Consider the following 25,564-nt stretch of genomic DNA (forward strand, 5'->3'; position numbering starts at 1 on the left):
CTTTTCAGCCCGCTTCCTGGCCGGCCGCCCGCCGCGACCTCGGCGCCGCCGGCGCGGCGGCGGTGAGCTCGTCGAGCAGCAAGGTGGCCTGCTGCTCCATCTCCACGCAGTAGCCGTCCACCTTGGCGCGGAAATAGCGGTGCAGCACGTAGGCCGGAATCGCCACGACCAGGCCGCTGGCGGTACAGATCAGCGCCTCGCCGATGCCGCCGGCCATGCGCGTCGGGTCGGCCATGCCGCCGGCCATCACCTGCATGAACATGCGGATCAGGCCGATCACCGTGCCGAGCAGGCCGAGCAGCGGGCCGATCAGCGCGATGGTACCGAGCGTGGTGAGGTAGCGCTCCATGCGATGCACGACGTGGCGGCCGGTGTCCTCGATGCGCTCCTTGATTTCCTCGCGCGGACGGTTGCGCACCGACAGCGCGGCGGCCAGCAGCTGGCCAAGCGGCGAACCCTCGGCGAGGGCCTGGAGGTGGGCCGGATCGAGCTGGCCGCGGCGCGCCCATGCGCGCACCTCCTCGCCCAGACCCGGCGGCAGCACGGCCTTGCGGCGCAGCGTCCAGCAGCGCTCCAGCACGATCGCCAGGGCGACTGCCGAGCAAATGAGGATGGGCACCATCGCCCAGCCACCGGCAAGCAGGATATCGAGCACGCGGGATGACCCCTCGAAAAAACCATTGCGGAAAACAAGCTGATGATAACAGCCGCCCCCTGCTCCTCCGACGCACCGACGCAAGGCGCGGCGTGAACTCATTCACGCCAGTAGCGTGGCGTGTCCGGTCGCCAGCGGCGCAGCACCCGGGGGACGCCCTCCGGCGGCACCTCCACGGCCAGCGCGCCATCTTCCGCGGTGTCGAGCAGCTCGATACCGGCCTGGCGATAGCGCTGCACCACCAGCGGATGCGGATGCCCGAAACGGTTACGCCAGCCGGCCGAAACCAGCGCCAGGCTCGGCTCGAGTGCGGCGATGAACGCCGCGCTGGAAGAGCTGCGGCTGCCGTGGTGCGGCACCTGCAGGATCAACGCGCGGCCATCGCCGGCCGGTACCGCCGCGGCCACCGCCGGCTCGACGCGCCGGTCGATGTCGCCGGTGAGCAGCAGCCGACCGCCGGCGCCTTCGACCAGCAACACGCAGGAACGCTGGTTGCCCTTGGCCACAGGCGCAGCCTCCGCCGACGGCCACAACACGCGCAGCCGCACGCCGTCCCATTGCCAGTGCTGGCCTGCCCGGCAGGCGCCGGTCGGCATGCGCATGCGCGCCGGCTCGCCGGCCCAGCGCGTAGCCTCGGGAAAGACTGCGGCCACGGCCGCCGCGCCGCCGGCGTGATCGTTGTCGGCGTGGCTCACCATCAGCACGTCCAGCCGATCGATACCGAGCGCATGCAACGCCGGCGTCACCACCGCCGCGCCGAGGTCGAAGCCGGAGGGGTAGGCCGCACCCGCGTCGTAAAGCAGCGCGTGGTGCGCCGTCTCCACCGCCACCGACAGCCCCTGGCCGACGTCCAGCATGTAGATGCGGAAAGCGCCGTCAGCCAAAGCCGGACGCGGCGGCCACAGCAGCGGCAGGAACAGCAGCGCGCCCAGCGGACGCGCAGGTATGCCGCGCGGCGCGAACAGCCAGAGTGAGCCGAGCGTGGCCAGCATCAGCGCCGGCAACGAGACGGCCGGCAGGTGCCAGTGCGCGCCCGGCCAGCCTGCCAGGTACTCCAGCAGCCACCACATGCCATGCACCAGCCAGGCCGCGCCCCGCCACAACAGGCCGGCCAGCGGCGGGCAGACCGGCAGCACCGCGGTCCCGGCCAGCGCCAGCGGCACGATCAGGAAACTCACCAGCGGCACCGCCAGCAGGTTGGACAGCGCCCCGACCAGCGACGCCTCGCCGAAAAACCACAGGCTGAGCGGCAGCAGTGAAAGCGTCATCAGCCACTGCCCGACGGTGAGCTCGTGCACGAGGCCGCGCCAGCCTGCGCCCCGTTCGTTCAGGCAGGCCATCAGGAAGGCGACGCCGACGAAGGACAGCCAGAATCCCGCATCGAGCACCGCCAGTGGATCGACGACCAGCATGACCATGAGCGCCAGGGCCAGCGCCTGACTGCCGGACGCATGACGCCGCCCGCAGCGGGCGAGCGTGGCCACCGCGATCATCAACACCGTACGCAGCGTGGGCAGCGCCAGGCCCGCCAGCAGGCCGTAACCGGCGGCGACCGCCAGCGCGGCGAGCGCCTGCACCGGCTGCCGCGGCATCCGCAGGGCGAGCGTGGGAGCAAGCGCATAGAGCAGCGTGACGAGTCCCGCACCGGCAAGCCCGGCCAGGCCGACATGGAACCCGGAAATGGCGATCAGATGGGCGATGCCGTTGGCCCGCGCCACCGCCCAGTCGGTATTGTCCAGACCGCGCGTATCGCCCACGCTCAAGGCGCGCAGCAAGGCGGCATCGTGGACGTCGGGCACGGCGTGCGCGATGGCCGCGGCGACCGCCGCGCGCAGGGCGTCCAGGCAAAAGCCGCCGGCGTCCCCGAGCGGCGCGTTGCCGGCATCCTCGCGCACATAGCCCACTGCCACCGTGCCACGGCTGAGCGCGCTGCGCTCGCCGTCATGGCCGCCGGGATCGAGCAGTCCGCGCGGCCGGCGCAAACGCAGCAGCAGGCGCCATCGGCTGCAGGGTGCCGGCAGGGACGCGGCCCCGTACCAGCTCACTTCCACCCGGCCACGCAAGGGCAGCGGGTCGCCGTCGAGATGAGCCGCGTCCACGTCGAGCACCAGCCGAGTGGCATCGGCACGCGCCTGCGCCAGTTCCGCCACCCGTCCGGTGACGACGATGTCGCGCCCTTCCAGTTCCCGCGGCAGACGCGCATCGAAGGCGATGCCGCCTCGCCAGGCGGCCCAGGCGCACGCCAGCAGCGCCAAGGCCGGCACGCGCAGCCACGGTCGCGGCGCACGCAAGGCCCATGCGCCGGCACCCAACCCGAGCAGGGCAAGCACCCATCCAGACGGCAAGCGCGCCCAGGTCTGCACGATGAGCACCCCGATGAGCACGGCGATCGCCGTGGTGCGCACCCCTGGCATGGTTCGCGTCGCCTCGCCGCCTCCCTGGGACAGTCAGCCTAATCCGGCCCGCCCGGTCCGTCGGCGGGGAAAGCGTAGGCGTCCGCCGCATGGCCCTGACAGCCGCCACCGCCCGCGGCGGGCGGGCATCCCTCCTGCCCAGGATTCTCGGCATATCGATCGCCGGCACTGCCAGCCCGCGCGGCGCAACGACGAGCGACACGCTCGCAGTCGCCGCTTTGAATGACCTCGAGAGGCATCGCGCGTCACCGGGCAAACGCCCGTGGATCGCTTCACCCGCGGCCGGCTTCGGACGCTGGCGCCGCACCCGTCCACCCGCAGCGCCCGCCCATGCGCGGGGGTGGTCAGGTCTGGAAATACGGCTCCAGCACGCCGTTGTGCAGACGCAGCGTGCGATCCATGCGTGCGGCCAGGCGCTGGTCGTGGGTGACCAGCACGAAGCTGGTACCGACCTCGCGGTTGAGTTCCAGCATCAAGGCATAGACCTGGGCGGCATTGGCTTCGTCGAGGTTGCCGGTGGGTTCGTCGCCGAGCACACAGGCCGGGCGCGTGACCAGGGCCCGCGCCACCGCACAGCGCTGGCGTTCGCCGCCGGAAAGCTCGGCCGGCTTGTGCTCGAGCCGGGCGCCCAGGCCGACGCGTTCGAGCAGCAGCTTCGCCTGTTTGCGCGCCTCGGCGATCGCGCTGCCGCGGATCAAGAGCGGCATGCACACGTTTTCCAGCGCGGTGAACTCGGGGAGCAGGTGGTGGAACTGGTAGATGAAGCCCAGCGAGCGGTTGCGCACGCGCCCGCGCTCGGCATCGGAAAGGGCGGACAGCACGCGCCCCTCGACCTCGACCTCGCCCGCACTCAAGGTATCCAAACCGCCCAGGATGTGCAGCAAGGTGCTCTTGCCCGAGCCGGAGGCACCGACGATGGCCAGCGTCTCGCCACGCCCGAGCGCGAAGTTCACGTCGGTCAGGACCTGGGTGGTCAGGCCGCCGTCCTCATAGGTCTTGGCCACGTGGCGGGCGCACAGCACGACATCGGGCGATGGGCGGGATTCACTCATAGCGCAGGGCCTGTGCCGGCTGGGTCCGTGAGGCGCGCCAGGCCGGATACAAGGTGGCGAGCAGCGAGAACAGAAAGGTGATGAGAGCGACGCCGGCCACGTCGCCCGCGGCGAGCTTGCTCGGCAGCTCGCTGATGTAATAGACGTCGGGCGAGAGGAAGGTGACCCCGGTCAGGTGTTCGATCCACTTGACGATGCCGGGCAGCCGCCACGACAACAGCGAGCCCAGGGCGACGCCGAAGGCTGTACCGACCAACCCGACCAGCACGCCCTGCACCATGAAGGTGAGCATGATGCTGCCCGGCGTCGCGCCCAGCGTGCGCAGGATGGCGATGTCGGCCTGCTTGTCGGTGACCAGCATCATCAGCATCGAGATCAGGTTGATCACCGCGACCAGGATGATCAGCGAGAGGATGATGAACATCACTTTCTTCTCCATCGCGATCGCGGAGAAAAAGTTGGCATGGCTGTCCATCCAGGTTTCCACGCGGTAGACCTGCCCCAGCGCGTCGGCCAGCTGATGCGCCACCATGCGGGCATTGAACAGGTCGTCGAGCTTGAGCCGGATGCCGGCTGGGCCGGTCAGACCGTTCAGGCGCTCGGCATCCTGCAGGTGAATGAGGGCCAGGCCCGAATCGAACTCCTGCATGCCCATCTCGAAGATGCCGACCACGTGGAAGGCGCGCAGGCGCGGCACGCTGCCCATCGGCGTGGCGCGAAACTCCGGTACCGCCATGGTGACGCGGTCGCCGACGTCGACGCCGAGGGTCATCGCCAGCTCGCGTCCGAGCACGATGTTCCAGCCGCCCGGCACCAGCGCGTCCAGGCGGCCGGCGATCATGTGCCGGTCGATGTCCGACACCTTGGGCTCGGTGGCCGGATCGATGCCGCGCACCAGCGCACCGCTCGGCCGGCGCGCCTGCAGGAAAGCCTCGGTCTCCACATAGGGCGCGGCGCCCTTGACGTGCGGATTGGCGGCGGCGATGCGCAATGCGCGCGGCCAGTCGGCGATGCCCTGGCCGTCGAGACTGGAAACGGTGGCGTGGGAGATCGCGCCCAGGATGCGCGAGCGCAGCTCGTCGTCGAAGCCGTTCATCACCGACATCACGGTGATGAGCGCGGTCACGCTGATCGCGATGCAGACGATGGAGACGGTCGAGATGAAGGAGATGAAGCGGTTGCGCCGCTTGGCGCGGGTGTAACGCAGGCCGATGAAGAGTTCGAGCGGTCGGAACATGCAGACGGATCGCAAAGGCGTCGGCGGCGGGCCGCCCGAAGCGGCGCATTATCCGTCATCCGCGCCGGCCGCGCCCGGCCGCGTCGGCGCCGGGCCGGCCCGCAGCGGCAAGACGCATGCGCAGGCGCCGGCGCAGGTCGGCATCGCTGTTGTCGGGCCCGAGCAGCAGGGCCAGCTCGCCGTGCGACGGCAGACGCAGGCGCAGCACGATCAGTTCACCGAGCACGCGCTGCGAGGCCAGGGTCGCCGCGACCTCCTCGCCGCCGGCCAGATGCAGCGTCCAGCGGCCATCGGCGCTCCAGCCCACCGCACGCACGGGCAGGCGCGTCGCCGTGCGCAACGCGCGGACGGTGGCGAGCACGGCGAGCAGCGCGCACGGCAGCTTGAGCCACCAGGGCAGCCCGCTCAAACCGACCGCGAGCAGGGCGAGCGCGCCACCGCCCAAAGCCACCCGCGGGAACAGCCGCGACGGGCGGTAGTCAAAGCCGATGGCTGGCGCGGATGGCATCGATGATGTCCTGCCAGTCGGCCCGCGGCGGCCGCGCGTGGCCGAGCACCCAGTCCCACAACTCGGGATCCTGGACCTCGAGCAAGGCCTCGAAGGCCGCCCGCTCGGCCTCGCCGGCCCGCGCGTAATGGGCCTCCAGCCAGCCGCCGAAGAGCGCATCCAGCTCGCGGGTCCCACGCCGGCAACGCCAGCGCAGCCGCCGGTAGCACGCGTCCTCGTCGTTCATGCCGGAACCCCTGGGCGCACTGCGCTCAATCGCCGCCGCGCCGCTCCACGATCAGCTTCTTGATCTCGGCGATCGCCTTGGCCGGGTTCAGGCCCTTGGGGCAGGTGCGCGCGCAGTTCATGATGGTGTGGCAGCGGTAGAGCTTGAAGGGATCCTCGAGCTCGTCGAGCCGTGCGCCGGTGTCCTCGTCGCGGCTGTCCACGATCCAGCGGTAGGCCTGCAGCAGCACGGCCGGGCCGAGATAGCGGTCACCGTTCCACCAATAACTCGGGCAGGACGTGGAGCAGCAGGCGCACAGGATGCACTCGTACAGCCCGTCGAGTTGCTTGCGATCCTCGGGCGACTGCAGGCGCTCCTTGTCCGCCGGCGCCGGGCTCTGCGTACGCAGCCAGGGGCGCACGGAGGCGAGCTGGGCGTAGAAATGGGTGAGATCGGGCACCAGGTCCTTCACCACCGGCATGTGCGGCAGGGGATAGATGACCACCTCGCCGCCACCGCAATCGTCGATCGCCTTGGTGCAGGCCAGCGTGTTGGTGCCGTCGATGTTCATCGCGCACGAACCGCAGATGCCCTCGCGGCACGAGCGGCGCAGTGTCAGGGTGGAGTCGATCTCGTTCTTGATCTTGAGCAAGGCGTCCAGGACCATCGGCCCGCACGCGGCGAGATCGACCTCGTAGGTATCCATGCGCGGGTTCTGGCCGTCGTCCGGGTTCCAGCGATAGATGCGGAACGTGCGCGGCTTCTTGGCGCCCTTGGCCGGGTAATGCTTGCCCGGCTGGATCTTCGAATGCTTGGGTAGCGAAAACTCTGCCATGGGTTGCCTCGCGGTTCGTGCCGACCGGCTGCCCCATGGGCGCCGCACGGCGATAAAACAGCAGATCCGATCAATAGACGCGTTTCTTGGGCGGCACCACGTCGACGTCGCTGGTCATCGTGTACATGTGCACCGGCCGATAGTCGAAACGCGCCTTGCCCTTCTCGTCCACCCAGGCCAGGGTGTGCTTCTGCCAGTTGACGTCGTCGCTCTCGGGGAAATCCTCGCGCGCGTGGGCGCCGCGGCTCTCGGTGCGCTGTTCGGCCGAATAAATCGTCGCCACCGCCTGCGCGAGCAGGTTGGAAAGCTCCAGCGTCTCGGTGAGGTCGGAGTTCCATACCAGCGAACGGTCGCTGACGCGCACGTGCTGGAAGCTGTCGTAGATCTGGCTGATCTTCTGGCAACCCTCGCGCAGGGATTCACCGGTGCGGAAGACCGCCGCGTCGTTCTGCATGGTGCGCTGCATGTCGGTGCGGATCTTAGCGGTGGGCAGCTCGCCCTTGGCGTGGCGCAGGCCGTCGAAACGCCCGAGCGCCTGGTCGAGCACGCTGGCCGGCAGGTCCTTGTGCGGCGCGTTGGGCTTGATGATCTCGGCGCAGCGGTTGGCCACCGCGCGGCCGAACACCACCAGATCGAGCAGCGAATTGGAACCCAGCCGGTTGGCGCCGTGCACGGAAACGCAGGCGGCCTCGCCCACCGCGAACAAGCCCGGCACCACGGCATCGACGTCGTCCCCGCGCTTCTGTACCACCTCGCCGTGGTAGTTGGTCGGGATGCCGCCCATGTTGTAGTGCACGGTGGGCAGCACCGGAATCGGTTCCTTGGTGACGTCGACGCCGGCGAAGATGCGCGCGGATTCGGCGATGCCGGGCAGCCGCTCGTGGATCACCTCGGCACCCAGGTGCATCAGGTTGAGATGGATGTGATCTTTGTGCTCGCCGACGCCGCGGCCTTCGCGGATCTCGATGGTCATCGCCCGGCTGACTACGTCGCGCGAGGCCAGGTCCTTGGCGTTGGGCGCGTAGCGCTCCATGAAACGCTCGCCATTGGCATTGGTGAGATAGCCACCCTCGCCGCGCACGCCCTCGGTGATCAGGCATCCGGAGCCGTAGATGCCGGTCGGGTGGAACTGCACGAACTCCATGTCCTGCAGCGCGAGTCCCGCGCGCAGCACCATGCCGCCGCCGTCGCCGGTGCAGGTGTGCGCCGAGGTGGCGCTGAAATACACCCGGCCGTAGCCGCCGGTCGCCAGCACCACCGCATGTCCGCGGAAAAAATGCAAGGTGCCCTCGTTCATGTCCAGGGCGAGCACGCCCCGGCAGACGCCCTCGGCATCGAAGATGAGATCGATGGCGAAGTATTCGATGAAGAAGGTCGCCTTGTGCGCCAACGCCTGCTGGTAGAGCGTATGCAGGATGGCGTGTCCGGTGCGGTCGGCGGCGGCACAAGTACGCTGCGCGGTGCCCTTGCCGTAGTGCGTGGTCATGCCGCCGAACGGGCGCTGGTAGATCTTGCCCTCCGCCGTGCGCGAGAACGGCACGCCGTAGTGCTCGAGCTCGATCACCGCGGGAATCGCCTCGCGGCACATGTACTCGATGGCGTCCTGGTCGCCAAGCCAGTCCGACCCCTTGATGGTGTCGTAGAAATGGAAGCGCCAGTCGTCCTCGCCCATGTTGCCGAGCGCGGCCGAGATGCCGCCCTGCGCCGCCACCGTATGCGAGCGGGTCGGGAACACCTTGGTCAGGCACGCGGCCTTGAGGCCCTTCTCGGCCAGGCCGAAGGTGGCACGCAGGCCGGCGCCGCCGGCGCCGACCACCACCACGTCGTACTTGTGCTGTTGGATCTTGTAGCTTTCCATCTGGACTTCAGGCTCCCAGCGCGATGCGCAGCACGGCCAGCACGCTCGCCAGTGCACCCAGCACCGCGAGAAACTTGATCACCACCAGCAAGGTCAGCGCTTTCCAGGGCGTGTGGACATAATCCTCGACGATGACCTGCAGCCCGAGCACCGCATGCCAGGCGGCGGCGATCACGAACGCGATCAACAGCAAGGCGTTCCAGGGCCGCGCCACCAGGGCCCGCGCGCCGGCCGCATCGGCGTGCAGCAAGGAAAGGACCAGGATGACCAGCCAAATCACCAGCGGCGCAAGCGCGGCGGCGGTGACCCGCTGCGTCCACCAGTGACCGGCGCCGGCCTTGGCCGAACCGAGCCCGCGCGCCCGCTTGAGCGGATGGCGCAGATCGGCCTCGTTGTTGACGTCTTTCGCCTCGGCGCTCATACGCCACCTCCGGCCATCAGCACATAACCCCAAACCAGCACCAGCAGCACCACGCTGCCCACCACGGCAAGCCAGCTCGAGCGCACGAACTGGGCGACCGCATACCCCAGCCCCGCGTCCTGCAGGAGATGGCGGATGCCGTTGCACAGATGGAAGAACAGCGACCAGCTCCAGCCGACCAGGAGCACGATGCCCAGCGGACTGCCGATCACGGCCTTGAAGCGCGCATAGGCGGCATCGCCCTGCGCCAGCGCGACCAGCGCCCAGGCCAGCAGCAGGGTGCCGACGGCCAATGCGATGCCGGTAGCGCGATGCAGGATCGACGTCACCATCTGCACTTGCCACTTGTAGATCTGCAGATGGGGCGAAAGCGGTCGTCGGGTGGCTGGCATGGTGACTGCCCTCATGGAGTTTTCAGAATGCGTGCGTTCGACCGTCCACGTGCGACGCCAAGCGATCAGAAATCGATGCAGCGACCGTTCTTCTCCCAGTCGCCATAGCGCGTCGGATCCGGCGCGGGCGGCTGCCGCTCGTCCTTGATCGGCCGCGACGCATCCGGCCGTGCTTCGGACGGCGGGACGGGCTCGGGCTTGCGGGGAGAGAGTTCGTCGGACATGGGGATTGATCGAGCCCGCGAAGCCTAATACCAGCGCGTTTTCGACACAACCTTGGAAAGGCCCGCCCGCATGACACTGGCGACGCCTTCGCGGGGCTACCATGCGGCCATGGATACGCCCTACTCCGCCGAACTCATCACTCTGCAGGGTGCCGACACCCTGGCTTTCGCGCAGGCACAGTTCAGCAGCAACGTCGCGGCGCTCGAACCCTCGCGGTGGCAATTCAGTGCCTGGCTGGACGCGCGCGGCCGGGTGCGGGCGCTGTTCCACCTGCTGCGGCTCGAGGACGAGCGCCTGCTCCTGCTGCTGCGTGGCGGCGCGGCCGCGCCCCTGGCCCGGGCGCTCGGCCTGTACGTACTGCGCTCGAAGGTGCGCATCGAGGCCGCCACGGGACTCGCCCTGGGGACGGCACCGGCACTGGCGTGCGGACTCGTCGAGGCCAAGGCGGACGATCTCATCCTCGGTTGCGGCCGCCATGCGCTGGTGATCGGTCGGTACGGCGACTCGCGCTGGCGGCTCGAGCAGATCCGCGCCGGCTGGCCTTGGCTGCCGACCGAATCGCTACTCGACACGCTGCTGCCGCCCGCACTCGGGCTGCGTCATCTGCAGGCGACGGCGCTGGACAAGGGCTGCTACCCCGGGCAGGAGATCGTGGCCCGGCTGCATTACCGCGGCGGCCACAAGCACCACCTGCATCACGTGCGCCTGAGCCGGCCAGTGCCGCCCGGAACCGTCTTGGAGAGCACGACCGGACCCGTGCAGTTGCTGGACGTGGCCGCCGTCGACGAAGGCGCCGAGGCCCTTGCCATCCTGCACGATGAGCTGGCGCAAACACTCAGCCTTGCCCCCCTGACGCTGGCCGGAACGCGTGTCGAATGGCTGGCCTCGTTCCCGCCGTGAACCCTGCACAAAGATGAGTATGACGTGAACCGGAGACCCGAAAAACTTGCCTCGCCGGCGGGAGCCGACTAGGCTCGGCCGGCTCAAAGCATGCACCCCCCTTGGCGGGGCAGCTTGATTAGGTTGCCGAACCGAAGGTTTTCTGGATCGGCAAAGACGCCGGCGCTGGCCGGCATGACAGGACGCATCGCCACCCAAGGTGTGGGATGCCGCGGCCCGCAGGGCCGCATTCGTATCTTCCGCCGGCGCCGGATCAGCCGGTGGATGGCCACAATCCCGTGGCAAGTCGTGCGGCCTTGAAGGTTTCTGCCGCACGGAAAATCCAGGTGGAACGGCCTGCCCGCCCGTCCACCGCAACGGCGCTCCGACCCGCTCGACGGCCGGCGCGTACAGCACGTTGGAGGCAGACAATATGAAGCTATCTTTGCTGTTGTGGGCAGCGTCCGTGCTCCCCCAGCCCATTGCCGACCAGGCCTGCCTGGCGGCTACCGTGTATCTGGAGGCCCGCAGCGAAACCACCGTGGGCCAGATGGCCGTGGCCGAAGTCGCCCTGCGTCGCCGCGAACGCGGCCAATGGGGCGACACCGTCTGCAAGGTGGTGGCCTCACCCCACCAGTTCGCCATCAGCACCACGCCCGGCAATTTCGAGATCGACAACCTCGGCGCCTTCCAGAAGGCATGGAAAATTGCCGGCGAATCGATCAGCAATTGGGAACTGCCGGCGCAGGCACGCCGCCTGTATGTTCCGCATGCCGATCATTTCGCCAGCGTCACCGTGGCACCCGGCTGGCCTTCCAAGCGCGCGGTCACCACGATTGGCGACCATCGCTTCTACGCGGTCAACTAGTCGCGGCGGCCTTTGTCCCCAGCACGACGAAGGCGGATGGCAAGCCATCCGCCCTTACCGGGGAGACGCGGGATATGCCCGCGCTTCAGCGCAGGAACACCCTGCCGCCGCGCACCTCGACGCGCTCGCCCTCATGCACCTGGGGATCCTCACGCTGGGTCACCGTGGCATAGAGCTTGTCGTCGCGTTCGATCACGACCTGCCATACGGATGGATCACCCCGCGCCGCGTCCGAGGCCTGCGAAGCCGCCGGAGCGGGACCGATGTCGGCGGCCGGAATACCGCGCATCGCGCGCAGATCGCCGGACATCGCCAGCGTCTGTACGCTGCGGACCGTGCCGCAAGTGGCGCAATCATCCACTGGACTGCGATGCACGACCGGGGGATAGCCGGTGCGGTAGTACGGCGCGCCATGACATCCGGCAAGCGCCAGGAGCCCGGCCATGGCGCATGCCCGACCCACCGACGAGGCAGAAGCTCTGAGCATCGCTGTTCTCCTTCAGTGCGCGTCGGAAACGGCGACGACGCCTTCCTGGATCTCGACCCGGTCGCCCGGATCATGATCCATGCGTACGGTACGGGTCACACCGTTGTATTCATAGCGGACGTCGTAGCCGACGATCTGGGTGGTCGATTCGGTCACCGTCTCGCAGCGCTTGCGCGTGGTCGTGCTCACCGTGCCATGCTGGTTGCCCTCCTGGATTTTCTTGCCCGCATAGCCGCCACCGACGGCGCCGGCGACGGTGGCCAGGGTCCGACCGCTGCCGCCGCCGATCTGATGGCCGAGAACACCGCCGACCACGGCACCGATGGCGGTACCGGCGATCTGGTGCTGGTCACTCGGCGGCTCGACATGCCGGACGACCTCGTCGTGGCAGACCTCATGCGGCTTATGGATCGTTTCGCGGACCGGCTCGACGCTGACCACCTTGGCGTACTTGGGACCGGCCGCCTCGGCGGCCGCCGAGGCTGTGCCCGGGTCGGCACTGGCATCGCGATTGCAAGCAGCCAGCCCCAGGACGCAGCTGCCGGCCATACCCAGACTCAACACGCGGAGCATTACCTTGTTCATGACCGCCTCCTTGAAATGCCTAAGGCACCAGGCTTGGGTGCCCGCAAATTGTGAAAGTTCCGGCTGAATGCCGCAGCAATGATGTTATTCCTGAAAAAATCAAGGCCGCGTCGCCGTGCATAGCACCCCGCTCATCGATACCCATGTCCATCTGGACGATGACGCCTTCGATCCGGACCGTGACGAGGTCATCGCGCGCGCCCTGCACGCGGGCGTCGAGGCCTTCATCGTGCCGGCCGTCGAGCGGCGGCACTGGCCGCGCATCGCCGGTCTATGCGCCGCGCGACGGGGCGTTTTTGCCGCCTATGGCATCCATCCGCTGTCCGTCGCGACACACGACGCGCAAGATCTCTCGGCCCTGGAAAGCTGGCTGCAGAATCACGCGGCCGTGGCGATCGGCGAAATCGGCCTCGACGGTTTCCATGCCGAGAGCGACCTCGATCGGCAGCGGGTTTTCTTCCATGCCCAGCTGCAGATCGCCCGCCGCTGGGCGTTGCCGGTCATCGTGCATGGCCGGCGCGCCTTCGAGGAAATCGTGCGGACCCTGCGCGGCATGCCGGGACTGCGTGGCGTGGTGCACAGTTTTTCCGGCAGTCCCGAGCAGGCCCGGCAGCTGTGGGAGCGGGGGTTTTACATAGGCATCGGCGGGCCACTGACCTACCCGCGGGCCCACCGGCTGCGTCGCCTGGTGGCGCAGATGCCGCTGGAATACCTGTTGCTGGAAAGCGACGCGCCCGATCAACCACCCGTCTCGCGCCGCGGCGAGCGCAACGAGCCTGCCTGCGTGGCGGAAGTGATCGCCTGTGTCGCCGAACTGCGCGGCGAGCCCGTCGAGACCATCGCCGCCGCCTGCCTGGACAACGCCCGCCGCCTGTTCGGCCCGGCCCTGACCGCGGATAGCCCGGCTTTTGCTGCGCCTTTCCCGCGCAGCAAACCTTGAGCTGGCGTCCTTCGCGCGCTTCTGCTAGTTTTTTGCGCATGGCACAACAACCCAAAAACACCCTGCGCATCATCAAGAAATACCCCAACCGGCGCCTGTACGACACCGAGATCTCCAGCTACATCACCCTGGAGGAGGTGCGTCAACTGGTGCTGGACGGCGAGTCTTTCGAAGTCCGCGATGCCAAGAGCGGCGAGGACCTGACCCGTTCGGTCCTGCTGCAGATCATTTCCGAGCACGAGGAGAAAGGGCAGCCGATGCTCTCTCCGCAGCTGCTCAGTCAGATCATCCGCTTCTACGGCGATTCGCTGCAGGGCTTCATGGGGCCGTACTTGGAGCGCAGCCTGCAGGTCTTTCTCGATCAGCAGCAGCAGTTCCGCAGCCAGCTCAACAGCCTGATGGGGCAGACGCCCTGGACCATGCTCAACGAGCTGACCGAGCGCAATCTCGACCTGTGGAAATCGATGCAGCGCGGCTTCATCGACGTAGCGACCGCTCACCAGCCCCCGCCCAGCGGCAAGAGTGGCCGCAAGCCCTGACATGCCGGCACCGGCTGCATCGCGCGGCCGATGAAGCGTCGCCCCGCCTTCACCGTGATCGGCGCCGGCCTGGTCGGTGCCCTGCTCGCCCGCTTGCTGGCCTTGCGCGGCCTGGCCGTCGAGGTCTTCGAAAAACGTCCTGATCCGCGGCTGGATGGGTTCACCGGCGGACGCTCGATCAATCTTGCCCTGGCCGAGCGCGGCCTTAAGGCCCTGCGCACTGCCGGTCTAGCCGAAAGCGCACTCGCCCAGGCCGTGATGATGCGCGGCCGGATGATCCATGCCGGCGCGGGGAACGCCGAACTGCACCGCTATGGCGTGGACGACCGGGAGGTGCTCTGGTCCCTGTCCAGGGCGGCGTTGAACCGCCTGCTGATCGACGCTGCCGAAGCCGCCGGCGCACGCTTCCATTTCGGTCAGGCCCTGGTAGGCGTGGATTTCTCCCGCCGCCGGCTACGTCTGGCCGACGGCCGCGGCATCGCGCGTGAAGTCGAGGCCGGCGTATGGCTGGGCGCCGACGGCGCCGGCTCGGCCCTGCGGGCGGCCATGGCCGAGGTCACCCCGCTCGGCGAACACATCGAGCCGCTGGATCACGGTTACAAGGAGCTCACGATTGCGCCACGCCATCCAGGGCCGGGCGGCCGGGACGGCGAGCGCTTTGCCTTGGAGCCCCACGCACTGCACATCTGGCCGCGCGGCGGCTACATGTGCATTGCCCTGCCCAATGCCGACGGCAGCTTCACCGTCACCCTGTTCTTGCCGCTGACCGGTGAGGGGGCGAGCTTCGCGCGGCTGGCCGATCCGGCGGCGGCCGAAGCCTTCTTCGCCGCCGATTTTCCCGATCTGCTGCCGCTGATTCCGCGCTTTGCCACGGATTACGCGGCCCACCCGGTCGGCCGGCTGGCCACGCTGCGTCTCGCGCACTGGCATCTCGACGACCGCGCCGTGCTGCTCGGCGATGCGGCCCACGCCATCGTGCCCTTCCACGGCCAGGGCATGAATTGCGGCTTCGAAGACGCCCTGCTGCTGTCCGACCTGCTTGCCGACACCGCGCCGGCCACGGCCTTCGCCGAGTTCCAGCGCCTGCGCCAACCGCAGGCCGACGCCATCGCGCGCATGGCCTTGGAAAACTATCGGGAAATGCGCGATGGCGTGGTCGATCCGCATTACCTCGCGCGCCGTGCCTTGGGGTTGCGTCTGGCCGAACGCGCGCCGCGGCACTTCATGTCCCGCTACCGCATGGTGAGCTTCACCTGCCTGCCCTACGCCTATGCGCTGACCCGCGGCGCGGCCCAGGACGCCCTGCTCGACGCGCTGCTGGCCGAAGCCGGCGGCGACGCGGCGCGAGTCGATCTGGATCACGCCGCCGGCCGGCTGCAGGCCATGCTTCCACCCTTGCCGTGAGCCCACGATGGACCCTGGACTCGACGCCGCCTTTCGCCGCTCGCGTTACCTCGTGTGGCTGACGCCCGCCACCTGGTTCCGGTTCACGGTGGACCAGCCGCCGCCGGCCGGGCTCGCCCATGCGATCGCGGGGGCGCCCTGGGCACACGTCACCGCCTGCAACCCGCAGTCGCGCCCGACTTCCGACGCAGCCAATCTTGCCGCCCAGCAGGCGCTCTATGCCGCCCTGCGTGCGCTGCCGGCCACGCGGGACATCCATCCGGCCATCGGCCTGGGGCCGGAAGGCTGGCACGAACCCAGCCTGTTCGTGGTGGGGCCGGAGACCGCCGAGCTCGACCGGCTCATGCGCCGTTTCGGCCAGCTCGCTTACCTGCATGGGCGGGGTGAATGGCCCGTCAAACTGCGCTGGCTGTGATTGCCCACAGGGGCGACTGGTGTGTTAAAACTTAATTTGGTTTTGATGCACGCACGATTACAAATTTCAGCCGTCGGTCGACGGGATGACCGATTTTTTGAAAGCATGCCGACACGTTCATGGAGTAAAATCAGCAGGTTTGCTGTGCAACTTCAGAGCCGGCGTGCCTTCATCCTTAGAGCCTTCCCCAAAACGCCAGCCGGTGCGCGTCATCGCCATCGTCGGCAGCGACGGTGCCGGCAAGTCGACGCTGGCCGCCCGTCTCGTCGCCGAGCTGCGCCGGCAGGGGCTGGTCGAGCAGCTCTATCTCGGCCAATCCTCCGGCCGCATCGCCGACTGGATCGCCACGCTGCCGCTGGTCGGCCGGCCGCTGGACCGCTATCTGCGGCGCAAGTCCGAGGAGGTCCATGCACGCAAGTCCGCGCCGCCCGGAACCGCCGCCGCCGTGGTCATCTACCTGCTTTCGCGCTGGCGCGCACCCATTCCGCCGCCTGTTGCGCAAGTGCCGGCGCGGCGTGCTCATCGTCACCGACCGCTATCCGCAAGCCGAGGTGCCGGGCTTCCGCTTCGACGGCCCGCAACTGGCCAAGACCCCTGGCGGCAACGGGCTGGTGCGCCGGCTGGCCGCCAGCGAGTTGCGGCTCTATCAGTGGATGGCGGCGCACGTGCCCTTGCTGGTGATCCGCCTCGACATCGACGAGGCCACCGCGCACGCGCGCAAGCCCGATCACGGCCTGGACGAATTGCGCGACAAGATCGCGGTCATGCGGCGATTGCGCTACAACGGCGCCACGATCGTCGACATCGATGCGCGCCGGCCCTATCCCGAAGTGCTGGCCCAGGCGTTGGCCGCGATCGATGGTGCGCTCGCTTCCCCGCAAACCGGTCCCGCGAGCGCCGTCGCGTCTGCGCAACGGCGGGCCGACCAGACGCCTCCACCGGACAGGATCTAGCACCCCGTGGCCAACCCCGACCAAGCCCCGCTGTGGCGTCGCCTGCTGATCAAGGGCGGCAAGCACTTCCTGCGCTGGAATGGACGCTTCCAGGCCCGGCATTCGCGGATTCCGACGACGCCGGTGATCGACAACCACTACTTCGACTGGGTGCCGCGTCTGGAAGGCGCCTGGCGCGAGATCCGCGCGGAACTGGACCACCTGCTCGAGCATCCGGAGGAACTCCCCGCGTTCCACCAGATCTCGCCGGACCAGAAGCGCATCTCCAAGGGCGACAACTGGAAGACCTTCGGCTTCTACGTCTACGGCAAGCGCGTGGACCACAACTGCGCGCTGTGTCCGCGCACCGCCGCCGTGCTGGACACGCTGCCCGGCATGCGCAGCGCGATGTTCTCCATCCTCAAGCCGCACTATCACATCGCCCCGCACAAGGGACCGACCCGCGCGGTGATCCGCGCGCATCTCGGGCTCAAGGTGCCGGCGGACTGGCGCAACGTGTGGATTCGCGTCGACGATCAGATCCTGCACTGGCACGAGGGCAAGGTGATCCTGTTCGACGACAGCTACGAGCACGAGGTGCGCAACGACACCGACGAGCTGCGCGCGGTGCTGTTCATCGACATCGACCGGCCGATGGACCGGATCGGGACACTGTTCAACCGTGCCCTGCTGCGCGTCATCCAGATGAGCCCGTACGTGCGTCAGCCACTCAGGAACCTTGCGCAATGGCACCGGGAGCACCGGCTATGAGCGCTCCCGCCCCGCCCGCACTGCTGGAAGCGCGCGCGCTGTCTTTCCTGCGCGCCGACGAGCCCGTGTTCGGGCCGCTCGACTTCCGTCTCGAGGAGGGCGAGCTCGCGCTGGTGGAAGGCGACAACGGCAGTGGCAAGACCACATTGCTGCGCCTGCTCGCCGGCCTGCTGCACGTGGATGCCGGCGCGCTGTACTGGCGCGGCGCGCCGTGGCGGCGCGAGGACAACGCCGGCGAGGTCCTGCTGCTCGGCCATCAGCTGGGCCTCAAGGGCGATCTCAGCCCGCGCGAAAACCTCGCCGTCGCCGCCGGCCTGCATGGCACGCGGAGCGGCCTAGACATCGACGGCGTGCTGGACGAGGTGGGCCTCGCCGGCTATGAGGACGAACCGGTGCGGCGGCTTTCCGCCGGCCAGAAAAAGCGCGCCGCGCTCGCCCGCCTGCTGCTCCTGCCCGGCACGCTGTGGCTGCTGGACGAGCCCTACGCCAACCTGGACCGGGCCGGCATCGCGCTGGTCAACCGCCTGCTGGAGCGGCACGTCGAGGCCGGCGGCAGCGCGCTGGTGACCAGCCACGGCGCGGTCAGCTTCCACGGCGGGCAGCCGCGGCGGATCCGTCTGCACGCATGAATGCGCCCCTTGCCCACGCCTGCGCCGCCGTGCTGCGTCGCGACCTGCTGCTGGCCTGGCGGCGGCGCGGCGACATCGCCATGCCGGTGCTGTATGCGCTCATCGTCGCCACGCTGTTTCCCTTCGCGCTCGGTCCGGACGAGCCGCTGTTGCGCCGGATCGCCGGCGGCGTGGTGCTGGTGACCGTGCTGCTGGCCATGCTGCTCGCACTCGACGCGATGTTCCGCAGCGACCTCGAGGACGGCTCGCTGGAGCAGCTGGTGCTGGCACCGCAGCCGCTGGCGCCGCTGCTGGGCATGAAGATCCTCGCCCACTGGATGACCACCGCACTGCCGCTGATCGTGGTGGCGCCGCTGTTGGCGGGCATGCTGCACCTGCCGGGCGCGGTGCTGCCGACCCTGCTGCTGGCGCTGCTGCTGGCGACACCGCTGATCAGCCTGCTCGGCGCGGTGCTGGTCGCGCTGACGGCCGGCACCCGGCGCTCTGGTATGCTGCTGGCGCTGATGCTGCTGCCGCTCGGCGTGCCGGTGGTGATCTTCGCCGCCGGCGCCGTGGCCGCCGCGCAGCAAGGGCTGCCGTGGGCCGCGCCGGTCGCCTGGCTCGGCGCCGGCCTCGCCCTGGCACTGGTCCTGGCTCCGCTGGCTTGCGCTGCCGCCCTCCGTATCGCGCTGGACGCTTGACGACATGGCCAAGTGGATTCCCTTGTGGGTGCACAAGCTCGGCTCGCCGCCGGTCTTCTACCGCGTGGCCGGCTGGCTGCGGCCGTGGGCGCTCGCGCTCGCCGTGCTGCTCGGCGCGGTGGCGCTGTACGGCGGTCTGGTGCTGGCGCCGGCCGACTACCAGCAGGGCGACGCCTACCGGATCATCTTCATCCACGTGCCCTGCGCGTGGATGGGCCTGTTCGTCTACGGCGTGATGGCGGTGGCGGCGTTCGTCGCGCTGATCTGGCGGGTGAAGCTGGCCGAAGTGGTGGCGATGGAGTCAGCACCGATCGGTGCGGCCTTCACCTTCATCACCCTGGTCACCGGCTCGCTGTGGGGCAAGCCGATGTGGGGCACCTGGTGGACCTGGGACGCGCGGCTGACCTCCGAACTGGTGCTGCTGTTCCTGTACCTGGGCGTGATCGGTCTCTATCACGCCTTCGAGGATCGCCGCCAGGGCGCGCGCGCTGCCGCCTTCCTCGCGCTGATCGGCATCATCAACGTGCCGATCGTGCATTTCTCGGTGAACTGGTGGAACACCCTGCACCAGGGTTCCACCGTGCGCCTGCTGGGACCGTCGAAGATCAGCGCGGACATGCTCTGGCCGCTGCTGACCATGATGCTCGCCACCAAGCTCTATTACCTCGCCAGCCTGTGCGGCCGCGTGCGCACGGACCTGCTCGCGCTGGAGAGCGGCAAGGACTGGGTGCGGCAGATCGCCCTGGGCGAGGGGCGCGGATGAGCGGCTTTCTCGCCATGGGCGGCTATGCGGCCTATGTGTGGCCAGCCTATGCGGTGTTCGTGCTGGTGCTCGCCGCCGACTTCCTCGCACCGGTGCTGCGCCGCCGGCGCCTGTTGCGTGAATTGCGCGCACGTCTCGCCCGGCAGACACGCCGGTCGCGCCCACCCGAAACCTCCGACGTTCGATGAATCCGACCCGCAAACGCCGCCTCACCCTCGTCCTGCTCGTGCTCGCCGCCGCCGGGGTGGCGATCGGGCTCGGCGTCTTCGCCCTGCAGCGGAACATGAATTACCTGTTCACGCCGAGCCAGGTGCACTCGGGCGCCGCCAATGGCTATGCCACCTTCCGCCTGGGCGGCATGGTCAAGTCCGGCTCGATCCGGCGCGATCCCGACTCGCTGAAAGTCACCTTCACCGTGGTGGACGCGGGCGGCGCCATGCCGGTCGAGTACACCGGCATCCTGCCCGACCTGTTCCGCGACAACCAGTCGGTGATCGCCACCGGCCACATGGACAACGCGCGCTTCGTCGCCACCGAGGTGCTCGCCAAGCACGACGAGACCTACATGCCCAAGGAACTCAAGGACGCGATGGCCAAGGCGCATCAGGGCAAGCAGGTCGGGCGGACCGACCGGGAGAGCCGCCCATGACGCCGGAACTCGGTCAATTCGCGCTGATCCTCGCCCTGCTGCTCGCGCTCGCCCAGGGCGTGCTGCCGATCGTCGGCGCCTGGCGCGGCAACCGCGCACTGATGGCGCTGGCGCGGCCGGCCGCCGCCGGACAGGCGGTGTTCGTCGGCACCGCCTTCGTGCTGCTGGCGTGGGCGTTCCTGCAGTGCGATTTCTCGGTGCGCTACGTCGCTGACAACTCCAACCTCGCGCTGCCCTGGTACTACCGCATCGCCGCGGTGTGGGGCGCGCACGAGGGCTCGATGCTGCTGTGGGTCACCATCCTCAACGTGTGGACGGTGGCGCTGATCGCGCTCAGCCGGCAGTTGCCGGAAGCCTTCCTGGCCCGCGTGGTCGGCGTACTCGGCCTGATCGGCGTCGGCTTCCTCGCCTTCATCCTGTTCACCTCCAACCCGTTCGAGCGTCTGCTGCCGATGCCGGCCGACGGCGGCGATCTGAATCCGGTCCTGCAGGATCCCGGCATGACCTTCCACCCGCCGGTGATCTACATGGGTTACGTCGGCTTCTCGGTGGCCTTCGCCTTCGCCATCGCCGGTCTGCTCGGCGGCGAGCTGGAACAGGCGTGGGTGCGCTGGTCGCGGCCGTGGACCAACGTAGCCTGGGGATTCCTTTCCGCCGGCATCGTCGCCGGCAGCTGGTGGGCCTACGCCGAGCTCGGCTGGGGCGGCTGGTGGTTCTGGGACCCGGTGGAAAACGCGAGCTTCATGCCGTGGCTGGTCGGCGCCGCGCTGGTACACGCGCAGGCGGTGACCGAGAAGCGCGGCAGCCTGCGCGCGTGGACCATCCTCTTGTCGATCTTCGCCTTCTCGCTGTCGCTGCTCGGCACCTTCCTGGTGCGCTCGGGCGTGCTGACCTCGGTGCATGCGTTCGCCTCCGATCCGCGCCGCGGCCTGTTCATCCTGGGCTTCCTCACCGTAGTGGTCGGCGGCTCGCTGCTCTTGTACGCACTGCGCGCGCCGAAGGTGGCCGGCGGCAAGCCGTTCGGCGTCGTCTCGCGCGAGAGCGCGATCCTGATCGGCAACCTGATGCTCACCGTCGCCGCGGCGATGGTGCTGCTCGGCACGCTGTTCCCGCTGATCGGCGATGCGCTCAACCTCGGCAAGGTGTCGGTGGGGCCGCCGTATTTCGGCTTCCTGTTCACCCTGCTGATGCTGCCGGTGGTGCTGCTGCTGCCGTTCGGGCCGTTCCTGCGCTGGGGCGGCGCGGGCGATGCCGGGCTGCTCAAGCGCGTGCTGCTGCGCGTGACCGTGGCCGCACTGGCCTGCGCCCTCGTCGCCGCCTTCCTCACCCATGGCCAGGCCCGGGCCGTCGCCGGTGTGGCCGGCGCGGTGTGGGTCGGCGTGGGCGTGCTGCTGTACGCCTTCAAGCGCTGGCGCGAGATGCCGCGTGGCCGGCGCTATCCGGCGGAAATGGCCGGCATGCTGCTCGCGCACTTCGGCGTCGGCGTGTTCCTGATCGGTGTCATGCTCTCCGAATCGCTCAGCGTCACCCGCGATGTGCGCATGGCGCCGGGCGAGGAGCAGCGACTGGGCGCGTATCGCTTCCGCTTCGAGGGCGTGAGCGAAAGCGCCGGGCCCAACTGGCACGGCGTGCAGGGCACCGTGCGGGTGTTCCACGACGATCGCCCGCTCGCGCTGATGCATCCGCAAAAGCGCACCTACCTGCGCGGTCAGGTGCAGACCGAATCGGCGATCGTCCCCGGCATCACCCGTGACCTCTATGTCGCGCTCGGCGAACCGATGGACCCGCAACACCCCGAAGGCGCATGGGCGCTCAGGCTCTACGAAAAACCGTTCGTGCGCTGGATCTGGGCCGGCGGCCTGCTGATGATGCTGGGCGGCTTCGTCAGCGCGGCGGACCGGCGCTTCCGCACGCGCCGCGCGGCCACCGCCGCCACGCAGGACGCCGACATGACGGCCGCATCACCGACGGCCACCGCGCAGGAGTCGCGCGCATGAACCGGCTGTTGCCGCTGTTCGGTTTCCTGCTGCTGGTCGCGCTGTTCGGTTTCGGCATCTGGTGGAACACCGGCCACGATCAGCGCGAGGTGCCCTCGCCGTTGATCGGCAAGAACGCGCCCGACTTCAGCCTGCCGTATCTGGATGATCCATCACGCACGCTGCGCAAGGCCGATCTGCTCGGCAAGCCCTATCTCATCAACGTGTTCGCCAGCTGGTGCGTGGCCTGCGCCGAGGAACACCCGGTGCTGATGGCCGAAGGCAGGCAGCTCGGCATTCCGGTGATCGGCTACGACTACAAGGACGATCCCGCCGACGCCAAGGCCTGGCTCGCGCAGCACGGCAACCCCTACGACCGGGTGATCGCCGACCGCGAGGGCCGCACCGCGATCGACTTCGGCGTGTACGGCGCGCCGGAAAGTTTCCTCGTCGATGCCAAGGGCGTGATCCGCTACAAGCGCATCGGCCCGTTCACCCCCGAGCTCATCGAGCAGGAACTCAAACCGCGCATCGCCGAGCTGCAACGGGAGGCGCGCTGATGGCCAGGGCGATGCGTACCTTGCTGTGCGCCCTGCTGTTCGCGGTCATCGGCACCGCCCATGCGCAGGCGATCGATCCGCTGCCGTTCAAGGATCACGCCGAGGAAGTGCGCTTCCAGAAGCTCACCGCGCAACTGCGCTGCCTGGTCTGCCAGAACGAGAACCTCGCCGACTCCAACGCCGAGCTCGCCCGCGACCTGCGCCACGAGGTGTTCGAGCTGATGCAGCAGGGCAAGAGCGACGAGGAGATCAAGCAGTACCTGGTCGCCCGCTATTCGAAGTTCGTGCTGTACGACCCGCCGCTCGATCGCGGCACGCTGCTGCTGTGGTTCGGCCCGGCACTGATCCTCGTCGCCGGCGCCCTCGCCGTCGGCATCACCGTGCGCCGTCGCAGCCGCGCGGCCAGCGCCGCCAAAACCGCCGCCGAGCCGGGAGACGACTGGTGAGGGTGATGTTCTTCCTGCTTGCGGCGCTGATGCTCTGCGTCGCCCTGGCCCTGCTGCTGGTGCCCTTGCTCAAGGCGGCCCGCCGCCAGGGCGGACATACCCGCGGCACCTTGGCACTCGCGCTCGGCATGGCCTTCGCCCTGCCGCTGGTCGCGGTGGGGCTGTATATGGCCATCGGCACGCCCGCCGCACTGCAGGGCGTCACCCGTGAACCGACTGCCGGCGACATCGACCAGGCCATCGCCGCCCTGCGCAAGCATCTGGCCGAGCAGCCTGACGATGCGCAGGGCTGGGCGCTGCTCGGCCGTACCCTGCTCGCCCTGCAGCGACCGGCCGAGGCGCGCGAGGCCTTCGGGCGACTGCTCGAACGCGCGCCCGATGACACCACCGCCATGCTGGGCTGGGCCGAGGCCGACGCCCAGGCACGCCCCGATCACCGGCTCGAAGGCCGCGCGCTCGAGCTGCTCCAACGCGTGGCCGCACGCGAGCCGGACAATCAGCGTGCGTTGTGGCTGCTCGGCATCGCCGCCTATCAACAGGATCATTACCAGGAAGCCATCGAACACTGGCAGCGGCTGCTGCCGCAACTTAAGGCGGGATCCCCGGTCGCGCAGTCAGTCGCCGCACAGATCGACGAAGCCAAGCGCCGGCTGGGCCAGCCGCCGATGGCGATGGACGCTACCCCATCGCCGCCGCAGACGCCCACGGCCGCATCCTCCACCGCGGCGTCCCAGCCGCCGGCGACTGGTGTCGCCCTTACCGTTGAGGTGCGTGTCGCCCCCGCCCTGGCCGGGCGGATCGGCAAGGGCGACACCTTGTTCGTCTATGCCCGCGATGCGCAGGGGCCGGCGATGCCGCTCGCGGTGGCCAGGCTCGACGCCGCCACGCTGCCGGCCACCGTGACGCTGACCGATGCGATGGCGATGACGCCGCAACATCGGCTCTCCTCGGCGCGCCGGGTGTTCGTCGGCGCGCGCGTCAGCAAGAGCGGCCAGGCGCTCGCCCAACCCGGCGATCTCGAAGGCGATGCCGGCGTGGTCGAGCTCAAGGACGGCGCGCGGGTCGCGATCACCCTCGACCGGGTGCGCTGAGAGTGGGCGACGCACGGCGCTACCACGCCCTGCCTTCGCCGTTTCCGATGAAACGGGGCGGTGCGCTGCACGGCGCACGCGTGGCCTATGAGACCTGGGGCCGGCTGAACGATGCCCGCGACAACGCCGTGCTCATCCTCACCGGGCTGTCGCCGAGCGCGCATGCCGCCTCCAGTGCCGACGATCCCTCGCCGGGCTGGTGGGAGGCGATGATCGGCCCGGGCAAGCCGATCGATACCGACCGCTGGTACGTGGTTTGTGTCAATTCGCTGGGCAGCGACAAGGGCTCGACGGGGCCGGCCTCGATCGATCCGGCCACCGGACAACCCTACCGCCTGCGCTTTCCCGCGCTATCGCTCGAGGACGTGGCCAATGCGGCCTGGTCGCTGGCCCACGAAGGCCTGGGCATCGGGCGCCTGGCCTGCCTCATCGGCTGTTCGATGGGCGGCATGAGCGCACTGGCGTATCTGCTGCAGCATCCGGGCAGCGCCGGGGCGCACATCAGCGTGAATACCGCGCCGCAGGCGCAGCCGTTCGCCATTGCCATCCGCTCGCTGCAGCGCGAGGCCATCCGCCTCGATCCGCAGTGGGACCACGGCAACTACGACATCCCGGCCCGGCCCGGCGGCAAATACCCGGAAGCGGGCATGAGCATCGCGCGCAAGCTCGGTGTCATCACCTATCGCTCGGCGATGGAATGGAAGGGTCGCTTCGCCCGCATTCGGCTCGATTCGGAACATCGCGACGATGAACCGTTCGGCTACGAATTCGAGGTCGAGCGTTACCTGCAGGCACATGCGCAACGTTTCGTGCGCAGTTTCGATCCCAACTGCTATCTGTACCTTTCCCGTGCCAGCGACTGGTTCGACGTCGCCGGCTACGGCGATGGCGACGTGCACGCGGGCCTGCGGCGCATCCAGCTGGAACGTGCGCTGGTGCTCGGCGCGGGTACCGACATCCTGTTCCCGCTCGAACAGCAGGAACAGATCGCCCAGGGCCTGCGTGCCGGCGGCGCCGAGGTCGACTTCATTGCCATGGATTCGCCGCAGGGGCACGATGCCTTCCTGGTCGACATCGCCCACTATGGCCCGGCCATCGGCGCTTTCATGGCGACCCTGGCCGGACGCAACGAACCACGCTGACCGGAT

Annotated in this window: 32 protein-coding genes; 18 read left to right on the forward strand and 14 right to left on the reverse strand. The window is 68.9% G+C overall.

Annotation, left to right across the window (positions count from 1 at the left end):
- Positions 1–4 precede the first annotated feature (4 nt).
- The 11 genes from ALSL_RS09475 to ALSL_RS09525 all read right to left on the reverse strand — a co-directional run bounded on the left by ALSL_RS09475 (position 5) and on the right by ALSL_RS09525 (position 9,801).
- Positions 5–655: a MotA/TolQ/ExbB proton channel family protein gene (locus ALSL_RS09475; RefSeq protein WP_174928838.1), complete on the reverse strand. Its 651-nt coding sequence runs from the start codon at positions 653–655 to the stop codon at positions 5–7.
- Between the two features lie 98 nt (positions 656–753).
- Positions 754–3,069, reverse strand: coding sequence for a DNA internalization-related competence protein ComEC/Rec2 (locus ALSL_RS09480; protein ID WP_126538627.1), 2,316 nt, complete (start codon positions 3,067–3,069; stop codon positions 754–756).
- Positions 3,070–3,413: 344 nt separating this feature from the next.
- Positions 3,414–4,121 (reverse strand): lipoprotein-releasing ABC transporter ATP-binding protein LolD, encoded by a 708-nt coding sequence (gene lolD, locus ALSL_RS09485; RefSeq protein ID WP_126538630.1) that lies wholly within the window; start codon positions 4,119–4,121, stop codon positions 3,414–3,416.
- Positions 4,114–5,358, reverse strand: a complete 1,245-nt coding sequence (locus ALSL_RS09490; protein ID WP_126538632.1) for a lipoprotein-releasing ABC transporter permease subunit — start codon at positions 5,356–5,358, stop codon at positions 4,114–4,116. The genes lolD and ALSL_RS09490 overlap by 8 nt, the downstream gene beginning before the upstream one ends.
- Before the next feature lie 55 nt (positions 5,359–5,413).
- A complete protein-coding gene (locus ALSL_RS09495; RefSeq protein WP_126538634.1) occupies positions 5,414–5,866 on the reverse strand; it encodes a hypothetical protein in 453 nt (150 codons plus the stop codon).
- The gene (locus ALSL_RS09500; RefSeq protein WP_126538636.1) at positions 5,838–6,092 is read right to left on the reverse strand and encodes an FAD assembly factor SdhE; all 255 of its coding nucleotides are present in this window, start codon (positions 6,090–6,092) and stop codon (positions 5,838–5,840) included. The genes ALSL_RS09495 and ALSL_RS09500 overlap by 29 nt, the downstream gene beginning before the upstream one ends.
- A 25-nt stretch (positions 6,093–6,117) precedes the next feature.
- On the reverse strand, positions 6,118–6,906 hold the full coding sequence (locus ALSL_RS09505) for a succinate dehydrogenase iron-sulfur subunit (protein WP_126538638.1): 789 nt from the start codon (positions 6,904–6,906) through the stop codon (positions 6,118–6,120).
- A gap of 70 nt (positions 6,907–6,976) precedes the next feature.
- Entirely contained in the window at positions 6,977–8,764 is a 1,788-nt protein-coding gene (gene sdhA / locus ALSL_RS09510) for a succinate dehydrogenase flavoprotein subunit (RefSeq protein WP_126538640.1), read from the reverse strand.
- 7 nt (positions 8,765–8,771) lie between these two features.
- Positions 8,772–9,185 (reverse strand): succinate dehydrogenase, hydrophobic membrane anchor protein, encoded by a 414-nt coding sequence (gene sdhD / locus ALSL_RS09515; protein ID WP_126538642.1) that lies wholly within the window; start codon positions 9,183–9,185, stop codon positions 8,772–8,774.
- A complete protein-coding gene (gene sdhC, locus ALSL_RS09520) occupies positions 9,182–9,577 on the reverse strand; it encodes a succinate dehydrogenase, cytochrome b556 subunit (protein WP_126540177.1) in 396 nt (131 codons plus the stop codon). Before sdhC ends, sdhD begins: the two co-directional genes overlap by 4 nt.
- Before the next feature lie 65 nt (positions 9,578–9,642).
- On the reverse strand, positions 9,643–9,801 hold the full coding sequence (locus ALSL_RS09525; RefSeq protein ID WP_126538644.1) for a DUF1674 domain-containing protein: 159 nt from the start codon (positions 9,799–9,801) through the stop codon (positions 9,643–9,645).
- 109 nt (positions 9,802–9,910) lie between these two features.
- On the opposite strand from ALSL_RS09525, the gene ygfZ reads away from it, so the two are divergent.
- Entirely contained in the window at positions 9,911–10,702 is a 792-nt protein-coding gene (gene ygfZ / locus ALSL_RS09530) for a CAF17-like 4Fe-4S cluster assembly/insertion protein YgfZ (RefSeq protein ID WP_161970947.1), read from the forward strand.
- Between the two features lie 412 nt (positions 10,703–11,114).
- Positions 11,115–11,549, forward strand: a complete 435-nt coding sequence (locus tag ALSL_RS09535) for a cell wall hydrolase (RefSeq protein WP_126538649.1) — start codon at positions 11,115–11,117, stop codon at positions 11,547–11,549.
- Between the two features lie 85 nt (positions 11,550–11,634).
- On the opposite strand, the gene ALSL_RS09540 is transcribed toward ALSL_RS09535, so the two are convergent.
- On the reverse strand, positions 11,635–11,994 hold the full coding sequence (locus ALSL_RS09540) for a hypothetical protein (RefSeq protein ID WP_126538651.1): 360 nt from the start codon (positions 11,992–11,994) through the stop codon (positions 11,635–11,637).
- 54 nt (positions 11,995–12,048) lie between these two features.
- Positions 12,049–12,621: a glycine zipper 2TM domain-containing protein gene (locus ALSL_RS09545; protein ID WP_126538653.1), complete on the reverse strand. Its 573-nt coding sequence runs from the start codon at positions 12,619–12,621 to the stop codon at positions 12,049–12,051.
- Between the two features lie 115 nt (positions 12,622–12,736).
- Here ALSL_RS09545 and ALSL_RS09550 point away from each other — a divergent pair, with 115 nt between their 5' ends.
- From ALSL_RS09550 to ALSL_RS09565, 4 genes are read left to right on the forward strand one after another with little or no spacing between them, the layout of a single operon-like run.
- The gene (locus ALSL_RS09550) at positions 12,737–13,561 is read left to right on the forward strand and encodes a TatD family hydrolase (RefSeq protein WP_126538655.1); all 825 of its coding nucleotides are present in this window, start codon (positions 12,737–12,739) and stop codon (positions 13,559–13,561) included.
- A 38-nt stretch (positions 13,562–13,599) separates the two neighbouring features.
- Positions 13,600–14,100: a polyhydroxyalkanoate synthesis repressor PhaR gene (phaR, locus tag ALSL_RS09555; protein ID WP_126538657.1), complete on the forward strand. Its 501-nt coding sequence runs from the start codon at positions 13,600–13,602 to the stop codon at positions 14,098–14,100.
- A gap of 30 nt (positions 14,101–14,130) precedes the next feature.
- The gene (locus tag ALSL_RS09560; protein ID WP_126538659.1) at positions 14,131–15,504 is read left to right on the forward strand and encodes an FAD-dependent oxidoreductase; all 1,374 of its coding nucleotides are present in this window, start codon (positions 14,131–14,133) and stop codon (positions 15,502–15,504) included.
- Positions 15,505–15,511: 7 nt separating this feature from the next.
- A complete protein-coding gene (locus tag ALSL_RS09565) occupies positions 15,512–15,919 on the forward strand; it encodes a DUF3293 domain-containing protein (protein ID WP_126538661.1) in 408 nt (135 codons plus the stop codon).
- 175 nt (positions 15,920–16,094) lie between these two features.
- Here ALSL_RS09565 and ALSL_RS13675 read toward each other — a convergent pair whose 3' ends face one another.
- A complete protein-coding gene (locus tag ALSL_RS13675; RefSeq protein WP_198410648.1) occupies positions 16,095–16,328 on the reverse strand; it encodes a hypothetical protein in 234 nt (77 codons plus the stop codon).
- Between ALSL_RS13675 and ALSL_RS09570 the strand changes: the two genes are divergently transcribed.
- The 12 genes from ALSL_RS09570 to metX are packed head-to-tail and all read left to right on the forward strand — an operon-like array spanning position 16,327 to position 25,558.
- Positions 16,327–16,872 carry a nucleoside/nucleotide kinase family protein gene (locus ALSL_RS09570; RefSeq protein ID WP_198410649.1) on the forward strand — a complete coding sequence of 182 codons (546 nt, stop codon included), beginning with the start codon at positions 16,327–16,329 and terminating at the stop codon, positions 16,870–16,872. The genes ALSL_RS13675 and ALSL_RS09570 overlap by 2 nt on opposite strands.
- Positions 16,873–16,878: 6 nt before the next feature.
- The gene (locus ALSL_RS09575; protein ID WP_198410650.1) at positions 16,879–17,622 is read left to right on the forward strand and encodes an aspartyl/asparaginyl beta-hydroxylase domain-containing protein; all 744 of its coding nucleotides are present in this window, start codon (positions 16,879–16,881) and stop codon (positions 17,620–17,622) included.
- Complete coding sequence (gene ccmA / locus ALSL_RS09580) at positions 17,619–18,251, forward strand: cytochrome c biogenesis heme-transporting ATPase CcmA (RefSeq protein WP_126538663.1); 633 nt, start codon at positions 17,619–17,621, stop codon at positions 18,249–18,251. Before ALSL_RS09575 ends, ccmA begins: the two co-directional genes overlap by 4 nt.
- Entirely contained in the window at positions 18,248–18,931 is a 684-nt protein-coding gene (gene ccmB / locus ALSL_RS09585) for a heme exporter protein CcmB (RefSeq protein ID WP_126538665.1), read from the forward strand. The genes ccmA and ccmB overlap by 4 nt, the downstream gene beginning before the upstream one ends.
- Positions 18,932–18,935: 4 nt before the next feature.
- A complete protein-coding gene (locus ALSL_RS09590) occupies positions 18,936–19,694 on the forward strand; it encodes a heme ABC transporter permease (RefSeq protein WP_126538667.1) in 759 nt (252 codons plus the stop codon).
- Positions 19,691–19,882, forward strand: a complete 192-nt coding sequence (gene ccmD, locus ALSL_RS09595) for a heme exporter protein CcmD (protein WP_126538669.1) — start codon at positions 19,691–19,693, stop codon at positions 19,880–19,882. The genes ALSL_RS09590 and ccmD overlap by 4 nt, the downstream gene beginning before the upstream one ends.
- The gene (ccmE, locus tag ALSL_RS09600) at positions 19,879–20,343 is read left to right on the forward strand and encodes a cytochrome c maturation protein CcmE (protein ID WP_126538671.1); all 465 of its coding nucleotides are present in this window, start codon (positions 19,879–19,881) and stop codon (positions 20,341–20,343) included. The genes ccmD and ccmE overlap by 4 nt, the downstream gene beginning before the upstream one ends.
- On the forward strand, positions 20,340–22,340 hold the full coding sequence (locus ALSL_RS09605) for a heme lyase CcmF/NrfE family subunit (protein ID WP_126538673.1): 2,001 nt from the start codon (positions 20,340–20,342) through the stop codon (positions 22,338–22,340). Before ccmE ends, ALSL_RS09605 begins: the two co-directional genes overlap by 4 nt.
- Positions 22,337–22,879 carry a DsbE family thiol:disulfide interchange protein gene (locus ALSL_RS09610; RefSeq protein ID WP_126538675.1) on the forward strand — a complete coding sequence of 181 codons (543 nt, stop codon included), beginning with the start codon at positions 22,337–22,339 and terminating at the stop codon, positions 22,877–22,879. The genes ALSL_RS09605 and ALSL_RS09610 overlap by 4 nt, the downstream gene beginning before the upstream one ends.
- On the forward strand, positions 22,879–23,325 hold the full coding sequence (locus tag ALSL_RS09615) for a cytochrome c-type biogenesis protein (protein ID WP_161970948.1): 447 nt from the start codon (positions 22,879–22,881) through the stop codon (positions 23,323–23,325). Before ALSL_RS09610 ends, ALSL_RS09615 begins: the two co-directional genes overlap by 1 nt.
- Before the next feature lie 5 nt (positions 23,326–23,330).
- A complete protein-coding gene (locus tag ALSL_RS09620) occupies positions 23,331–24,416 on the forward strand; it encodes a tetratricopeptide repeat protein (RefSeq protein ID WP_126540183.1) in 1,086 nt (361 codons plus the stop codon).
- Between the two features lie 47 nt (positions 24,417–24,463).
- Positions 24,464–25,558 (forward strand): homoserine O-acetyltransferase MetX, encoded by a 1,095-nt coding sequence (gene metX, locus ALSL_RS09625; RefSeq protein ID WP_231700204.1) that lies wholly within the window; start codon positions 24,464–24,466, stop codon positions 25,556–25,558.
- The last annotated feature ends 6 nt before the right edge of the window (positions 25,559–25,564 follow it).

This window comes from Aerosticca soli, from assembly GCF_003967035.1.
Classification (GTDB): domain Bacteria; phylum Pseudomonadota; class Gammaproteobacteria; order Xanthomonadales; family Rhodanobacteraceae; genus Aerosticca; species Aerosticca soli.

Bases quoted from the DNA above. Each gene is read 5' to 3' on its own strand.
- ALSL_RS09480 (WP_126538627.1), bottom strand. From the start codon at position 3,069: ATGCCAGGGGTGCGCACCACGGCGATCGCCGTGCTCATCGGGGTGCTC.
- lolD (WP_126538630.1), bottom strand. From the start codon at position 4,121: ATGAGTGAATCCCGCCCATCGCCCGATGTCGTGCTGTGCGCCCGCCAC.
- ALSL_RS09490 (WP_126538632.1), bottom strand. From the start codon at position 5,358: ATGTTCCGACCGCTCGAACTCTTCATCGGCCTGCGTTACACCCGCGCC.
- ALSL_RS09495 (WP_126538634.1), bottom strand. From the start codon at position 5,866: ATGCCATCCGCGCCAGCCATCGGCTTTGACTACCGCCCGTCGCGGCTG.
- ALSL_RS09500 (WP_126538636.1), bottom strand. From the start codon at position 6,092: ATGAACGACGAGGACGCGTGCTACCGGCGGCTGCGCTGGCGTTGCCGG.
- ALSL_RS09505 (WP_126538638.1), bottom strand. From the start codon at position 6,906: ATGGCAGAGTTTTCGCTACCCAAGCATTCGAAGATCCAGCCGGGCAAG.
- sdhA (WP_126538640.1), bottom strand. From the start codon at position 8,764: ATGGAAAGCTACAAGATCCAACAGCACAAGTACGACGTGGTGGTGGTC.
- sdhD (WP_126538642.1), bottom strand. From the start codon at position 9,185: ATGAGCGCCGAGGCGAAAGACGTCAACAACGAGGCCGATCTGCGCCAT.
- sdhC (WP_126540177.1), bottom strand. From the start codon at position 9,577: ATGCCAGCCACCCGACGACCGCTTTCGCCCCATCTGCAGATCTACAAG.
- ALSL_RS09525 (WP_126538644.1), bottom strand. From the start codon at position 9,801: ATGTCCGACGAACTCTCTCCCCGCAAGCCCGAGCCCGTCCCGCCGTCC.
- ygfZ (WP_161970947.1), top strand. From the start codon at position 9,911: ATGGATACGCCCTACTCCGCCGAACTCATCACTCTGCAGGGTGCCGAC.
- ALSL_RS09535 (WP_126538649.1), top strand. From the start codon at position 11,115: ATGAAGCTATCTTTGCTGTTGTGGGCAGCGTCCGTGCTCCCCCAGCCC.
- ALSL_RS09540 (WP_126538651.1), bottom strand. From the start codon at position 11,994: ATGGCCGGGCTCCTGGCGCTTGCCGGATGTCATGGCGCGCCGTACTAC.
- ALSL_RS09545 (WP_126538653.1), bottom strand. From the start codon at position 12,621: ATGAACAAGGTAATGCTCCGCGTGTTGAGTCTGGGTATGGCCGGCAGC.
- phaR (WP_126538657.1), top strand. From the start codon at position 13,600: ATGGCACAACAACCCAAAAACACCCTGCGCATCATCAAGAAATACCCC.
- ALSL_RS09560 (WP_126538659.1), top strand. From the start codon at position 14,131: ATGAAGCGTCGCCCCGCCTTCACCGTGATCGGCGCCGGCCTGGTCGGT.
- ALSL_RS09565 (WP_126538661.1), top strand. From the start codon at position 15,512: ATGGACCCTGGACTCGACGCCGCCTTTCGCCGCTCGCGTTACCTCGTG.
- ALSL_RS09570 (WP_198410649.1), top strand. From the start codon at position 16,327: ATGCACGCAAGTCCGCGCCGCCCGGAACCGCCGCCGCCGTGGTCATCT.
- ALSL_RS13675 (WP_198410648.1), bottom strand. From the start codon at position 16,328: ATGGACCTCCTCGGACTTGCGCCGCAGATAGCGGTCCAGCGGCCGGCC.
- ccmA (WP_126538663.1), top strand. From the start codon at position 17,619: ATGAGCGCTCCCGCCCCGCCCGCACTGCTGGAAGCGCGCGCGCTGTCT.
- ccmB (WP_126538665.1), top strand. From the start codon at position 18,248: ATGAATGCGCCCCTTGCCCACGCCTGCGCCGCCGTGCTGCGTCGCGAC.
- ALSL_RS09590 (WP_126538667.1), top strand. From the start codon at position 18,936: ATGGCCAAGTGGATTCCCTTGTGGGTGCACAAGCTCGGCTCGCCGCCG.
- ccmD (WP_126538669.1), top strand. From the start codon at position 19,691: ATGAGCGGCTTTCTCGCCATGGGCGGCTATGCGGCCTATGTGTGGCCA.
- ccmE (WP_126538671.1), top strand. From the start codon at position 19,879: ATGAATCCGACCCGCAAACGCCGCCTCACCCTCGTCCTGCTCGTGCTC.
- ALSL_RS09605 (WP_126538673.1), top strand. From the start codon at position 20,340: ATGACGCCGGAACTCGGTCAATTCGCGCTGATCCTCGCCCTGCTGCTC.
- ALSL_RS09610 (WP_126538675.1), top strand. From the start codon at position 22,337: ATGAACCGGCTGTTGCCGCTGTTCGGTTTCCTGCTGCTGGTCGCGCTG.
- ALSL_RS09615 (WP_161970948.1), top strand. From the start codon at position 22,879: ATGGCCAGGGCGATGCGTACCTTGCTGTGCGCCCTGCTGTTCGCGGTC.
- ALSL_RS09620 (WP_126540183.1), top strand. From the start codon at position 23,331: ATGTTCTTCCTGCTTGCGGCGCTGATGCTCTGCGTCGCCCTGGCCCTG.
- metX (WP_231700204.1), top strand. From the start codon at position 24,464: ATGAAACGGGGCGGTGCGCTGCACGGCGCACGCGTGGCCTATGAGACC.